Raw genomic sequence first — 13,113 nt, forward strand, 5'->3', positions numbered from 1 at the left:
TTCGTCGCTTCGCTCCTCGCAATGACGGCGGTTGCGACGCGCTCACCTGTCAAGGATCACATCATGCGCATCATCCGCGCCGCCGATTGCAAGGTCATGCCGTGGAAGAACGGCGGCGGGACCACGACCGAGATCGCGGTGGCGCCGGAAGGCGCCTCGCTTGGCGATTTCGACTGGCGGATATCGATGGCCCATGTGGGCGCAGACGGGCCGTTCTCGTCCTTCCCCGGCATCGATCGGACCTTGTGCGTGCTGAGCGGCAACGGCATTCGCCTCGCTTTCAGTGACGGCGAAGTGGTGATGCTCGAACGCGCCTCCGGGCCGCATTTCTTCGCGGCCGACCGCGCCGTCGACGGACAGTTGATCGATGACGCGATCGACGACCTCAACGTCATGACCCGGCGGGGGCGCTGGCGGCACCGGGTCGAGCGCTTGTCGGGTGAAGGTTCGCTCCCCGCGAGCGAAGGCCTGCTGGTGCTGGTCGCCCGCAAGGGCGACTGGCTGGTGAACGGCGTGAGCTTAGCAGCCGGCGACAGCGCGATCCTCGACGCGCCGGGGCATGTCGAACTTGAGGTGAGCGGCAGTGAGGCAGAACTCTACGCCGTGTGGCTGACCGCGTCATAGATAAGCGCGGGATCCCCTCTCCCGGATGGGAGAGGGGTAGGGGTGAGGGACCGCCGCTCACTATTGGAAGGCAACGGCACCGCTGCGGCTTTATCCGCAAGGGCAGGCCCTCATCCCTGCCCTTCTCCCACACGGGAGAAGGGTTCCCCGCGCCCTACCTAAACCTACGCCGCCTGACGCGGCTGCGGGCCGACATAGACCGATTGCGGACGGATCAGCCGGCCGCCGGCGATCTGCTCCTTGGCATGGGCGAGCCAGCCCGTCGTCCGTCCCAGCGCGAAGACGCAGGTGAAGGAATCCGGCGTGAAGCCGAGCGCCTCCAACAGGAGCGCGGTGTAGAACTCGACATTGGTCTCCAGCGTGCGGTTGGGCTTGCGCTCGCGCAGGATGGCGAGCGCCGCCTGCTCCACCGCCTCGGCCAATGCGAGGCGCCCGCTATCGGCGCCGAGCCGGCGGATCGCGCCCTTCAGCGCGTCGGCGCGCGGATCGCGGACGCGATAGATGCGGTGGCCGAAGCCCATCAATCGGTCGCCGCGATCGAGCGCCGATTCCAGCCAGGCTCGGGCATTGCCGGGCGCGCCGATCGCATCGAGCATCTCGATGACCGGACCCGGCGCGCCGCCATGGAGCGGGCCTTTCAGGGCGCCGATGCCGGCCAGCACGGCCGAGACCAGCCCGGCGCGGGTCGAGGCGACGACGCGCGACGCGAAGGTCGAGGCGTTGAGGCCGTGATCGGCGACCGTGACGAGGTAGGTGTCGAGCGCGGCCGCCTGCTGCTTGGTCGGCGTCTTGCCGGTCAGCATGCGCAGTGTGTCCGCGGCCTGCGACAGCGCCGGATCGGGTGCGACCGGCGCGAGCCCTTGCCGCAGACGCAGCGAGGCGGCCGTGAACACGGCCGGCGCCGCCAGCAGCCGCAGCACCGTGCCGACATCCTCGCCATCCGGAATCAGCGCCGTCATCGCCCGGATCATCTCGACCGGACCGAGCGTGACGGGCACGACAGCTTTCCGGACCACCGTCTCGAACAGCTCCTTTCGCGCCGCGCCGAGCGCCGCCGGCAGATCCTTCATCGCCGGCAGGTCCGGCACGAAGCCGTCAAGCATCAGCGCGGCCATTTCCTCGAAGGAGGTATGGCCGGCGAGTTCATCGAGGCTGTGGCCGCGCATCACCAGCCGGCCCGCCGCTCCATCGACTTCCGAGAGCACGGTATGGGCGGCAACGACATCTTCAAGGCCATCGGACATGGCAGTTCTCCTCAACATCTGAGGCCTTGAAGATTGATAGCTTCACCAGTAGAATCAATCTTGAACAATATAATCAATGTATTTTTCGATGACCGACTGGCTGACGGCGCAACAGGTGATGCAGCGGCTCGGGCTGAAGCCGCAGACGCTCTATGCCTATGTCAGCCGCGGGCTGATCGAGGCGCGCGGTGATGCGGGCGATTCGCGTCGGCGGCTCTACCGAGCCGAGGATGTGGCACGGCTGGAGCACCGCAAGGCGCGGGGGCGGAAACCGGCGGCCATCGCAGAGGATGCGATCGCCTTCGGCGAGCCGATCCTGGCCTCGGGCATCGCCACGATCCAGCGCGGCAAGCTCTGGTATCGCGGGCAGGATGCGGAAAAGCTGGCCGAGATGGCGAAGCTGGAGGATGTCGCGCGGCTGCTCTGGGATTGCGGCTCGCAGCGCTTTCCGCCGCTGTTCACGATCGTGCCGGAGGCGCCGGCCCGGCAGCGCATGTTCGCGGTGATCGCCGCCCGCGCCGCCAGCGACCCGGCCATGGCCGGCCGGACGAAGAAGGCGCTTTATCTCGAGGCTGCCTCCGTCATCGACTCGCTCGTCGACGCCATCGCCGGGCGGCCGGGACAGGGGCCGATCCATCACCGGCTGGCGCTGGCCTGGGGCTGCGACGAACGCGGCGCCGATCTGATCCGCCGCGCACTCGTGCTGCTGGCCGACCACGAGCTCAACGCCTCGACCTTCTCCGTCCGGGTCGCGGCCTCGACGCGCGCTTCGCTGGCCGCCTGCATCTTGGCGGGGCTCGCGACGCTGTCCGGGCCGCTGCATGGCGGGATGACGCCGCGCGTCCTCGGACTGATGCGCGAGATCGCAAGCGAAGGCGTGGAAATGGCGGTCTCGGCGCGGCTGGCGACCGGCATGCCCCTGCCCGGCTTCGGCCATCCTCTTTACCCCGATGGCGATGCGCGGGCGCGGGCGCTGCTCACGGCCTTCTCGCTACCACCGGCCTATGAGGAGACGCGCCGGGCCGTCACGGCGCTGACCGGCGAGGAGCCGAATATCGATTTCGTACTGACGGCGATTGCGAGCGAACTCGGACTCGCCCCGGATGTATCCTTCCAGATCTTCGCCGCCGCGCGCTGCGCCGGCTGGATCGCGCATGCGCTGGAACAGGGCGAGACCGGACGATTGATCCGGCCTCGCGCCCGCTATGTCGGGCCGGAGCCGGGCTAGGCCGGCTCGGCAACCTTCGCCTGCGCAGGCTTGCGCCCAAGCTCGCCCTCGCGCTCTTCGATATAGCCGCGCGTGATCGGCAGGCCGTCGAGCTTTTTCGCGAGCTGGAACTGGAACACCACCAGATCGTCGTGCCGGAAGCTCGCTTCGGAGGCGGCGAGATAGAACTCCCACATCCGGGCGAAGCGCTCGTCATACATCGCCACCGCCTCGTCGCGCCGGGCGAGGAAGTTCTCGCGCCACACCTTCAGCGTCTCGGCATAATGCAGGCGCAGCACCTCGACATCGGTGATGACGAGCCCTTCCTTCTCGACTGCGGCCGAAACCTCCGACATGGCGGGGATATAGCCGCCCGGAAAGATGTATTTGGCGATGAAGGGGTTGGTCGCGCCCGGCGGCGAGCTGCGGCCGATCGTGTGGATCAGCGCGACACCATCATCGGTCAGCAATTCGCGGACCTTGCGGAAATAGTCGCGGTAATAGCCGACGCCGACATGCTCGAACATGCCGACCGAAACGATGCGGTCGAAGCTCTCGGTCAGGTGACGATAGTCCTGCAAGCGGAACTCGACCGGCAGGCCGGATTCTGCGCCGCGATGCTTCGCAATGGCGAGCTGCTCCTCCGAGAGCGTGATGCCGGTGACGGAGGCGCCGGTTTCGCCGGCGATCGAGAGCGCCATGCCGCCCCAGCCGCAGCCGATATCGAGTACGCGCTGGCCCGGCTGCAGATCGAGCTTGCCCATGATGTGGCGCTTCTTGGCGAGCTGCGCCTCGGCGAGCGTCATCTCCGGCCGCGCGAAATAGGCGCAGGAGTACTGCATGTCCGGATCGAGGAAGAGCTTGAAGAAATCGCTCTTCAGATCGTAGTGGTGCGCGACATTCCGCTTCGCCAATGTCGGCGTATTGTGCTGGTGGAAGCGGCGCACTGCCGTCCGCAGGCCGTCGAGCGTCTTGCCCCAGCCTTGCGGCCGCGCCTTGTGCACGGCCGCGACCAGCGCATCCAGCAGGTCATAGAGCGAGCCCTGCTCGACGACGACGCGCCCGTCCATCACCGCCTCGCCCAAAGCGAGCTCGGGATTGAGCGCGAGCTTGAGTTCCGTAGGCGTGTCAACAATCCGCATCCGCAATCGCGGTGCGCAACCTCGTCCGACGGATTGCAACGTTCCATCGGGGAAAACCACATCGATCCGCGGCTCGATCGCCAGCCGCGACAGCATTCTTGCAACCAGTGAACGCATTGGCCCCACCATTGGCAGTGCCCCCTTGTTGTTCAAAAGATGGCAAGGGAAATTGTCGCCGTAACTCCATTTGCGCGCAAGGCTGCCCCTCGCCTGCGTCATGACAGCGCAGGCAAAGCACACACATCACGCAAGGAAAGCATAGCCACCTCAACCGCTGGTAGTGCTCTCGCTCAGGGATCGGCCGCGATGACCTCGGCCCGGATCTCCTCGACGAGTCGTTCCTTCAGCGCGACGAATTCCGGCGTCGTCTTGATGGTGTAAGGCCGTGGATGCGGCAGATCGACCGCGATATCGGCCTTGATCCGCCCTGGCCGCGCGCTCATCACCACGACGCGCGAGCCGACGAAGATCGCCTCCTCGATGTCGTGGGTGACGAAGAGCACCGTCTTCCGCTCGCGCTCCCAGATGCCGAGCAGCATTTCCTGCATCAGGGCGCGGGTCTGGTTGTCGAGCGCGCCGAAGGGCTCGTCGAGCAGGAGGATTTTCGGATCGTTGGCGAGCGCGCGGGCAATCGCCGTGCGCTGCTGCATGCCGCCCGAGAGCTGCTTCGGGAAGTGGTCCACGAAACTGGAAAGCCCGACGCGCACCGCCCAGTCGCGCGCGATCTTCATGCGCTCCGCGACCGGCACGCCCTTCTCGCGCAGACCGAAGGCGATGTTCTGCTGCACCGTCAGCCAGGGGAAGAGCGTGTAGCTCTGGAAGACGAAGCCGCGATCGGCGCCCGGCCCCGCGACGGGCGCGCCATCGAGCAGGATGCGGCCCTCGCTCGCCGTCTCCAGCCCGCCGATGATGCGCAGCAAGGTCGACTTGCCGCAGCCGGAGGGGCCGAGGATGGTGATGAAGTCGTTGTCGGCGACGCTGAGCGAGGTGGGCATCAGCGCCCGCGTCGGCTCGCCCCCGCGCTGCGCGGGGAAGACCTTGCCGACCTTGTCGATGACGAGCTTGCTCACAGCTTGGCCCACGGAAACAGGCGCTGGTTGACCGCCTTGAACAGGAAATCCGAGATCAGSCCGATCAGSCCGATSACGATGATSCCGAAGATGATCTGCCCGGTGTTGAGCAGYGCCTGGCTGTCGGTGATCATGTGGCCGATGCCGGASGACGAGCCGATCARYTCGGCGACGATGACATAGGTCCAGGCCCAGCCGAGAACGAGGCGGAAGATCTCGGCGATCTGCGGCGCCGCGTTCGGCAGCAGCACGCGGCGCACCACCGAGCGGTCGCTGGCGCCGAGCGTATAGGCGGCATCGACCAGATCGCGCCGGACCCCGCCGACCGCCACCGCGATCATCAGGATGAGCTGGAAGACCGAGCCGAGGAAGATGACGAGGAGCTTCTGCGTCTCTCCGATGCCGGCCCAGAGGATGAGCAGCGGAATGAAGGCCGAGGCCGGCAGATAGCGCGCGAAGGAAACGAAGGGTTCGAGGAACGCCTCGATCGGCTTGTAGGCGCCCATCAGGATGCCGAGCGGCAGCGCCACCACCGCCGCGATGACGAAGCCACCGACGACGCGCCAGATCGTCATCATGATGTCGAAGCTGAAGCCGTAGCGCGTCATCAGGCTCCAGCCCTCGCCGACCATGGTCAGCGGATCGGCCAGGAAGAGGCGCTGGACATAGCCGCCGAAGGTCGCGACCGACCAGAGCGCGACGAAGAGCGCGAAGAAGGCGAGGCCGTAGCCGACGCGCGCGCCGCCTGAGACGGGTCTGAGCGGTTTCATGGGGTTTCGGTTCCGGTCATGGCGCGCGCCAGGTCTTTCCAGGGTTCGATCGACCAGAAACCGGCGGCCGCGCCGGAGGTCGAGGGCAGGATGAAAACGCCCGCGCCGGCGAAGGTGCCGGGCTGCAGGCCATAGGCAATTGAACCGGCAGCCACTCCCAGCGCCGCCTGCGCCGCACGCTTTCCGTTGAAGGCGACATAACGCGGGCGATGGGCGGCGATCCGCGCACGCAGCCCTTCTGCATCGAAATGGGCACCGCGCAAGGCCGAATCCGGCCCCGATGTCAGCTTGGCGACATCGGTGAGGCCGATGCCGTAGCGCGGCAGCTCCCGGAAACGCTCCGGGGCGAGCCGTTCCGGAATCAGCCCGATCTCGTGGATGACGCTCCAGAACTTGTTGCCCGGCCCGGCATAGTAGGCACCGCGCGCCGCCGAGACAGCGCCGGCCTGCGTGCCGCAGAAGACGACGCGCAGATCGGGTTCGAGCACGTCGGGCAACACCGGCGGCATTCGTTGTTCAGGGCGTGATGTCTTCCGCGATAACCGCGCCGTCATTCCGGGCTTGCCCCGGAATCCATCCTAGAGCGCCGAGCCCTCCGATGGATTCCGGATCTGCGCTGCTGCGCAGCTTGTCCGGAATGACGGTCGTGGTTCCGCTTCATCCTTCACTTGCCTTCGACGAACTTCGTATCGACCAGCGTGGCCAGATCGGGCTTGGCCTTGATCAGGCCGATCTCCAACAGCAGATCTGCGGCCTTGGCGTTGAAGGCCTGCCAGTCGCCGGACCCGGCTCCATGTTGACGACATTCACGTCCTTCACGGAGAGGCCGTTCTCCTTGAGCATCCAGGCCAGGGCGAAATAGGGCGAGGTACCCGGCGCCGAGGCCGCGACCGTCTTGCCCTTCAGATCCTTGATCGAGGCCGTGGTGTTGCGCGTCACCATGCCGTCGGCGCCGTAGCTCTTGTCGAGCTGGAAGATCTGCTTCGTCTTGATGCCGGCGGCGTCCCACACCAGCCAGGTCTCGACGGTGGTCGCGGCGCACTGGATGTCGCCGGAGGCGATGGCGAGGTGGCGGTCYTTCTGCGGGATCTTCTTGATGGTCACGTCGAGACCGTTCTTGGCGAAGATGCCGGCCTCCTTGGCGAGCACCAGCGGCGCGAAGCCGGTCCAACCGGAAATGCCGATCGCGACCTTCGTCTGCGCCTGGGCTGCGCCCGCCGCCAGGAGCGCCGCGAGGCCGAAGCCGAGGCCGGCACTGACGCGCTTGAAGACTGCCATGATGGAAACCCTTCCCCTGCTTTTTGACTGACCCGTCATCCACGACGCCAGAGCTCGCGGCCGGATGCAACCTTCGTTCCAAATCAGGTTAAATGCCTATGCAAAACCGTCAAGCCGCCGATCACAGCCGCTTGGGGAAGCCATGACATTCTCTCGTTTGACACAGGCTGCGCAATTTCCTCCCCTCACCGTCCGAGGCACATCGCCTCTGTTCTCTTCCAGCCTTCGAGGTTTCCGGGATGAATGGCGCCGACCGCCTTTGCGACACGCTGCTGGTCAACGATGTCGATGTCTGTTTCGCCAATCCCGGCACCTCGGAGATGCATTTCGTGGCGGCGCTCGACCGCAAGCCGCAGATGCGCTGCGTGCTCGGCCTGTTCGAGGGCGTGGTGACCGGCGCCGCCGATGGCTATGCCCGCATGGCCGACAAGCCGGCCGCCACCTTGCTGCATTGCGGGCCGGGCATGGCGAACGCGCTCGCCAACATGCACAATGCCAGGCGCGCCCGCACGCCGATGATCAACGTCGTCGGCGACCACGCCACCTACCACCTCGTCCATGATGCGCCGCTGACCAGCGACATCGAATCGCTGGCGCATCCGATGTCGCATTTCGTGCGCCGCATCGCTTCGGCCGAGGATGTCGGCCCGGCGATCGAGGAAGCCTATGTCGCCTCGCTGACGCTGCCGGGCGTCACCACCGTGATCCTGCCGGCCGATTGCGCCTGGAACAGCGTCGAGCCCGCCGCGCTGAAGCCGGTGAAGCTGCCGGCGCTGAAGAGCGTCGATGCCGCCACGATCCGCGAGGTCGCGGCCGGCCTGCGCAAGCGTGGCGCGCGCGCCGCGATCATGCTGACGGGCCTCGCCTTGCGCGAGAAGCCGATGGAAATGGCCGCACGCATCTGCGCCGCGACGGGCGCGCAGATATTCGCCCAGATGTCGAACGGGCGCATCCAGCGCGGCGCAGGCCGCGTCGCGATCCCCAAGATTCATTATCCCATCGACAAGGCGCTCGAGCAGCTCAAGGACGTCGACTATCTCGTACTGGTCGGCGCGCAGCCTCCCGTCGGCTTCTTCGCCTATCCGGGCAAGCCGGGCCGGCTCGTCCATGACGGTTGCGAGGTCACGGCGCTCGCCAAGCCCGGCGACGACCTGCCTGCCGCGATCACCGCTCTCGCGGAGGAGATGGGCGCGACGAAGACGGCGCCGGCCTTCATCGCGCCGCCGCGCAAGGAGCAGCCCGGCCTGCCGACCGGCCCGCTCGATGCCGACAAGGTCTGCAGCATCGTTTCGACGCTGTTGCCGGAGAACTGCATCATCTGCGACGAGTCGGTCTCCTCCGGCCGGATGTTCTATTTCGACTGCCACAGCGCGCCGCAGCACGACTATATCCAGCTCACCGGCGGGGCGATCGGCGAAGGCATTCCGCTCGCCGTCGGTGCCGCGGTGGCCTGCCCCGACCGCAAGGTCATCGGCATGCAGGCGGATGGCTCCGGCATGTACACGGTACAGGGGCTATGGACGCAGGCGCGCGAGAATCTCGACATCGTCACCGTCGTCTTCGCCAACCGGACCTACCAGATCCTGCATGGCGAGATGCGCGCCGTCGGCGTCAATGATTTCGGCCGCAACGCCACGCAGATGCTCAATATCGACGAGCCCGCGCTGGACTGGGTGTCGATGGCCAAGGGCATGGGCGTGGAAGCCGCCCGCGCCACCACGGCCGAGGAGTTCACCAGCCTGTTCAAGGCCGCGCTGGCCAARAAGGGGCCGTTCCTGATCGAGGCGGCGATCTGAGCGGCCGTTCGAGAAACACKCCCTTCACCCCCAACAACAGGTCTCGGGGTGGAGGGCCATCTTTGCGCGAGCCGTGAGGAGGGGCTTCCCGTTTCGCCCGGTCACCATCAATCTGTCGCAGTGCCCCTGCCAGAGTTGCGGCTGATTTCGAGAAGGAGCGACCAGCATGAACCGGGACGAGATCCTCAAAGCGCCGTCGATGCCGGTCTTCAGCCCGAGCTACCCGCATCCGCCGAACCGCTTCATCAAGCGCGAATACCTCATCATCACCTATGAAACCGACCCGGAGGTGATCCGCGCGGCGCTGCCCGAGCCGCTCGAGCCCGCGCCCGGCAACCTCGTCTTCTACGAGTGGATGAAAATGCCGGATTCGTCCGGTTTCGGCGATTACGAGGAAAGCGGCACCGGCATCCGCGCGCTCTACAAGGACGAGCCCTGCAACTTCTCCGTCCAGATGTATCTCGACGACGAGCCGCCCATCACCGGCGGACGCGAGATCTGGGGCTTTCCCAAGAAATACGGCGTGCCGCGGCTCAAGGTCATGAAGGACACGCTGACCGGCACGCTGCACTATGATGGCGAGCGCGTGGCCATGGGCACGATGACCTACAAGCACCGCAGCCTCGAGGACCGGCTCGACAAGGTTCGCGACGGCATCGCCGGCCTGAACGTCAACCTGAAACTGCTTCCCGATGTCGACGGCTCGCCGAAAATCGCGCAGCTCGTCGGCTATAACCTCACCGACATCACCGTGCATGGCGCCTGGGAGGGCGAGGCAAGGCTACACCTCATCCCTCACGTCAATTGCCGGGTCGCCGATTTTCCGGTGCGCCGGATCGTGAGCGCCCGCCACCAGGTCGTCGACTTCACCTTGCCCTATGGCCGGGTGCTGCACGACTACCTGGCGACGTGACGCCGGCGCTTGGTCCTCAGGCATCGGCTTTTCCCGAAAACCGCATGCCACTTTTCGGGCCGATGCTCTAGCGAGCGAACTCGCCCAGGAACGCGTCGAGGCAGTCGCCGATCGCCTCGATGGCGTAGCCGCCCTCCTGCACGACCAGCGTCGGCAGGCCGAAGCCCTTCACTTGCCGACCAATCGTGCCGAAATCGCTCGCTTCCAGCTTCAGCACGCCGATCGGGTCGTCCTTATGGGCGTCGTAGCCGAGCGCCACGACCAGCACCTCAGCCCCGAAATCGCGGATCGCCTTGCCGGCGCGGTCGACCGCCGCCTGCATCTCAGCCCCGCCCGCTCCATGCGCCAGCGGCAGGTTGAGGTTGAAGCCCTCGCCCGGGCCATTGCCGCGCTCGTCGTCATAGCCGGTGTAGAAGGGATAATAGTTCGCCGGGTCGGCATGGACCGAGATCGTCAGCACATCGTCGCGGCGATAGAAGATCTGCTGCGTGCCGTCGCCGTGATGGGCATCGACATCGAGGATCGCGACCTTGCCGAATGTCGAGCGCAGGCGCTGGGCGGCAATCGCCGTGTTGTTGACGTAGCAGAAGCCCGAGGCGCGATCGGCGCGGGCATGATGGCCGGACGGACGGCACAGCGAATAAACCGCGCGCTCGCCGGCAAGGATCGCGTCGGCGCCGGACACGGCGGTCTCGGACGAGCGCAGGGTCGAATGCCAGCAATGCTCGCCGATCGGCACCGAGAGATCGCCGAGATACCAGCCGAGTTGGCCGATGAAGCCGGTCGGGCGGCAAGGCGGGCGGACATCTTCGTCCGGACGCCCGCTCCAATAAGGGAAGGTGTTCGGCCAGACCTCCGGACCGCGCTCCGACGGAAGCTCCTGCCAGCGCCGCCAGGCACTCTGCAGGAAATCGACGAAGCCCTCGTCATGGATCTTCAGGATCGGCTCGACGCCATGCTCCGCCGGCCGCTCCGGCGTGATGCCATGCTTCGCCAATGCGCCGAGCAGCTTTTCCGTCCGTTCCGGCAGGTCCTTGGGCGCGACGACCTTGCCGAAGCGCATATATTGCTGGGGATCATGGAGCGCCTGGTCGGGGTGGTAGAAGGCACGCATCGGCTGGCAAATCCTCTAGGCTGAGCCGCCTCGACAGCGGCGGTCACGCCGCCATCGTAGCAAGCTGCCCGGGCATCGCCAGTCGTTCCGCGCCGGCCGCCCCTGCGTTGGGGACGAAACGCTCAAGCGCCCGCAGGCGAGATCAGTGCCGCGAATTCGCGCGCCAGCGTCGCGATGTCGTGGCGTTCCGGCCGGTACCAATCCGTCGAGCCGTTGAGGGCGCCGAGCAGGAAATTGCGCAGGACGTCGGGAGCGCGCTCCGCCGGCAAGGCGCCGGCCTGCTGCAGTTCGGCGATCAGGCGCCGCCAGACCTCCTCATAGGATCGGCGTACGGCGCGCACGCTCTCCGGCGCAGGCACAGCGCCGAAATTGAAGACCTTGATGCTGGCGGAGGTATAATCGCCATGGCCATGCAGCGCCGCGAGATGCCCGCGGATCGCCGCCTCCAGCCGCACGCTGGGAGCCGCGCTTTCCGTCTCAGCCAATGCGGCGACGACACCCTCATGCACAAAGCGAACGCCGTCATTCACCACCGCCTCGACGATCTCCTCCTTCGAGGCGAAGTGGTAGTAGAGGCTCGCCTTGCGGATGCCGACCGCCTCGGCGATCTCGCGCAAGGTCGTCTGGTGGTAGCCGCCATTGCGCAGCAGCCGCGCGGCGTGGTCGAGGATCTGGCGGCGCGAGCCGCCCTCGGCCCGGGTCGCGTCCTTGTCCGCCGCGACACTCACAGCCGCTTCGCGACCTCTTCGAGCATCACCTCGGTGGCGCCGCCGCCGATGGACTGGACGCGGGCGTCGCGGGTCATGCGCTCGATCGCGCTTTCGCGCATATAGCCCATCCCACCGTGGAACTGCAGGCAGTCATACATGACCTCGTTGACCAGCTCGCCGCAGTAGGCCTTGACCATCGAGACTTCACGGGTGGCGTCGAAGCCCTGCGCATCCAGCCAGGCGGCGTGGTAGACGAGCTGGCGCCCGGCCTCGACCTTGCCGGCGAGCTCGGCGAGGCGCTGGCGGATCGCCTGCTTCTCCCAAAGCGGCGCGCCAAACGCTTTTCGCGTCTTCACATAGTCCAGCGTCAGGTCGATCGCAGCCTGCGACTCGCCGATCGCCATGGCGCCGATGACCGTGCGCTCGTTCTGGAAGTTGCTCATGATCGCGTAGAAGCCGCGCCCCTCCTGCCCGAGCAGGTTTTCGGCCGGCACGCGGCAATCGACGAAGGAGAGCTCGGCGGTATCCGAGGAGCGCCAGCCATGCTTGTCGAGCGCACGCGAGACCGTGAAGCCGGGCGTGCCCTTCTCGACGAGGAAGATGGAGACCGATTGCGAGGGCTTAGCCGCCGGATCGGTCTTGGCTGCAACGCAGTAGAGATCGGCATGGACGCCGTTGGTGATGAACATCTTGGCGCCGTTGAGGATGTAATGATCGCCCTCGCGCCGCGCGGTGGTGCGGATGCCCTTCACATCCGAGCCTGCATCGGGCTCGGTGACGGCGACCGCGACGATCTTTTCGCCGGCGATGATGCCGGGCAGGTACTTGTCCTTCTGCGCCTGGTTGCCGGCATTGGCGATATGGACCGAGGCCATGTCGGTATGGACCAGCGCGGTGATGGCGACGCCGGAGAAGGTCGAGCGTCCCAGCTCCTCCGCCAGCACCACCGTCGCGAGCGTGTCCATCTCCGAGCCGCCATACTCCGCCGGGTAGCGGATGCCGAAGAAGCCGAGCGCGCCCATCTTTCTGAGCACCTCGCGCGGGACGAAGCCGTCCTCTTCCCATTTCAGGGCGTGCGGCTTGATCTCGGCCTCGACGAAGCGGCGGACCTGATCGCGCAGCGCCTCGTGCTCCTCGGTGAAATAGGGCGAACGACGGGCGCCTTCGCCTGCAAGTTTCTCGACGGCCGACATGGCTTCCTCCCTGCTTGACCGCAGCGCCGCGATCTGACTACCTACCGGACGG

General features: G+C 66.5%; 12 protein-coding genes and 1 pseudogene. 4 read left to right on the top strand and 9 right to left on the bottom strand.

The window, feature by feature from the left end; all coding sequences use genetic code 11:
- The first annotated feature begins 63 nt into the window (after positions 1-63).
- Positions 64-624: a HutD/Ves family protein gene (locus AB4Y99_RS03785; RefSeq protein WP_441522429.1), complete on the top strand. Its 561-nt coding sequence runs from the start codon at positions 64-66 to the stop codon at positions 622-624.
- A gap of 164 nt (positions 625-788) precedes the next feature.
- Here AB4Y99_RS03785 and AB4Y99_RS03790 read toward each other — a convergent pair whose 3' ends face one another.
- Positions 789-1,868: a citrate synthase/methylcitrate synthase gene (locus tag AB4Y99_RS03790; RefSeq protein WP_441522430.1), complete on the bottom strand. Its 1,080-nt coding sequence runs from the start codon at positions 1,866-1,868 to the stop codon at positions 789-791.
- Positions 1,869-1,956: 88 nt separating this feature from the next.
- On the opposite strand from AB4Y99_RS03790, the gene AB4Y99_RS03795 reads away from it, so the two are divergent.
- Positions 1,957-3,096 (top strand): citrate synthase family protein, encoded by a 1,140-nt coding sequence (locus tag AB4Y99_RS03795; RefSeq protein ID WP_142020035.1) that lies wholly within the window; start codon positions 1,957-1,959, stop codon positions 3,094-3,096.
- Here the strand turns inward: AB4Y99_RS03795 and AB4Y99_RS03800 are convergent.
- From AB4Y99_RS03800 to AB4Y99_RS03820, 5 genes and pseudogenes are all read right to left on the bottom strand, one after another.
- Entirely contained in the window at positions 3,093-4,346 is a 1,254-nt protein-coding gene (locus AB4Y99_RS03800; RefSeq protein WP_441522431.1) for a class I SAM-dependent methyltransferase, read from the bottom strand. The genes AB4Y99_RS03795 and AB4Y99_RS03800 overlap by 4 nt on opposite strands.
- A gap of 161 nt (positions 4,347-4,507) precedes the next feature.
- Positions 4,508-5,287, bottom strand: coding sequence for an ABC transporter ATP-binding protein (locus tag AB4Y99_RS03805; protein ID WP_166652961.1), 780 nt, complete (start codon positions 5,285-5,287; stop codon positions 4,508-4,510).
- On the bottom strand, positions 5,284-6,057 hold the full coding sequence (locus tag AB4Y99_RS03810; RefSeq protein WP_038360769.1) for an ABC transporter permease: 774 nt from the start codon (positions 6,055-6,057) through the stop codon (positions 5,284-5,286). Before AB4Y99_RS03810 ends, AB4Y99_RS03805 begins: the two co-directional genes overlap by 4 nt.
- Positions 6,054-6,566 carry a mismatch-specific DNA-glycosylase gene (locus AB4Y99_RS03815; protein ID WP_441522432.1) on the bottom strand — a complete coding sequence of 171 codons (513 nt, stop codon included), beginning with the start codon at positions 6,564-6,566 and terminating at the stop codon, positions 6,054-6,056. Before AB4Y99_RS03815 ends, AB4Y99_RS03810 begins: the two co-directional genes overlap by 4 nt.
- 254 nt (positions 6,567-6,820) lie before the next feature.
- Positions 6,821-7,335, bottom strand: a pseudogene (locus AB4Y99_RS03820) (ABC transporter substrate-binding protein); the annotation flags it as partial.
- Between the two features lie 239 nt (positions 7,336-7,574).
- Between AB4Y99_RS03820 and AB4Y99_RS03825 the strand changes: the two are divergent.
- The gene (locus AB4Y99_RS03825) at positions 7,575-9,131 is read left to right on the top strand and encodes an acetolactate synthase large subunit (protein WP_441522433.1); all 1,557 of its coding nucleotides are present in this window, start codon (positions 7,575-7,577) and stop codon (positions 9,129-9,131) included.
- 166 nt (positions 9,132-9,297) lie between these two features.
- Positions 9,298-10,044, top strand: coding sequence for an acetoacetate decarboxylase (locus tag AB4Y99_RS03830; protein WP_441522434.1), 747 nt, complete (start codon positions 9,298-9,300; stop codon positions 10,042-10,044).
- 67 nt (positions 10,045-10,111) lie between these two features.
- Here AB4Y99_RS03830 and AB4Y99_RS03835 read toward each other — a convergent pair whose 3' ends face one another.
- The 3 genes from AB4Y99_RS03835 to AB4Y99_RS03845 form a co-directional block, all read right to left on the bottom strand.
- On the bottom strand, positions 10,112-11,158 hold the full coding sequence (locus AB4Y99_RS03835; RefSeq protein WP_191124477.1) for a histone deacetylase family protein: 1,047 nt from the start codon (positions 11,156-11,158) through the stop codon (positions 10,112-10,114).
- A 122-nt stretch (positions 11,159-11,280) separates the two neighbouring features.
- Positions 11,281-11,886, bottom strand: a complete 606-nt coding sequence (locus tag AB4Y99_RS03840; RefSeq protein ID WP_441522435.1) for a TetR/AcrR family transcriptional regulator — start codon at positions 11,884-11,886, stop codon at positions 11,281-11,283.
- Entirely contained in the window at positions 11,883-13,061 is a 1,179-nt protein-coding gene (locus tag AB4Y99_RS03845; protein ID WP_441522436.1) for an acyl-CoA dehydrogenase family protein, read from the bottom strand. The genes AB4Y99_RS03840 and AB4Y99_RS03845 overlap by 4 nt, the downstream gene beginning before the upstream one ends.
- Positions 13,062-13,113: the final 52 nt, after the last annotated feature.

The sequence above is a fragment of the Allobosea sp. TAB14 genome (genome assembly GCF_052113865.1).
GTDB lineage: Bacteria > Pseudomonadota > Alphaproteobacteria > Rhizobiales > Beijerinckiaceae > Allobosea > Allobosea spartocytisi.

Bases quoted from the DNA above. Each gene is read 5' to 3' on its own strand.
- AB4Y99_RS03785 (WP_441522429.1), top strand. From the start codon at position 64: ATGCGCATCATCCGCGCCGCCGATTGCAAGGTCATGCCGTGGAAGAAC.
- AB4Y99_RS03790 (WP_441522430.1), bottom strand. From the start codon at position 1,868: ATGTCCGATGGCCTTGAAGATGTCGTTGCCGCCCATACCGTGCTCTCG.
- AB4Y99_RS03795 (WP_142020035.1), top strand. From the start codon at position 1,957: ATGACCGACTGGCTGACGGCGCAACAGGTGATGCAGCGGCTCGGGCTG.
- AB4Y99_RS03800 (WP_441522431.1), bottom strand. From the start codon at position 4,346: ATGGTGGGGCCAATGCGTTCACTGGTTGCAAGAATGCTGTCGCGGCTG.
- AB4Y99_RS03815 (WP_441522432.1), bottom strand. From the start codon at position 6,566: ATGCCGCCGGTGTTGCCCGACGTGCTCGAACCCGATCTGCGCGTCGTC.
- AB4Y99_RS03830 (WP_441522434.1), top strand. From the start codon at position 9,298: ATGAACCGGGACGAGATCCTCAAAGCGCCGTCGATGCCGGTCTTCAGC.
- AB4Y99_RS03835 (WP_191124477.1), bottom strand. From the start codon at position 11,158: ATGCGTGCCTTCTACCACCCCGACCAGGCGCTCCATGATCCCCAGCAA.
- AB4Y99_RS03845 (WP_441522436.1), bottom strand. From the start codon at position 13,061: ATGTCGGCCGTCGAGAAACTTGCAGGCGAAGGCGCCCGTCGTTCGCCC.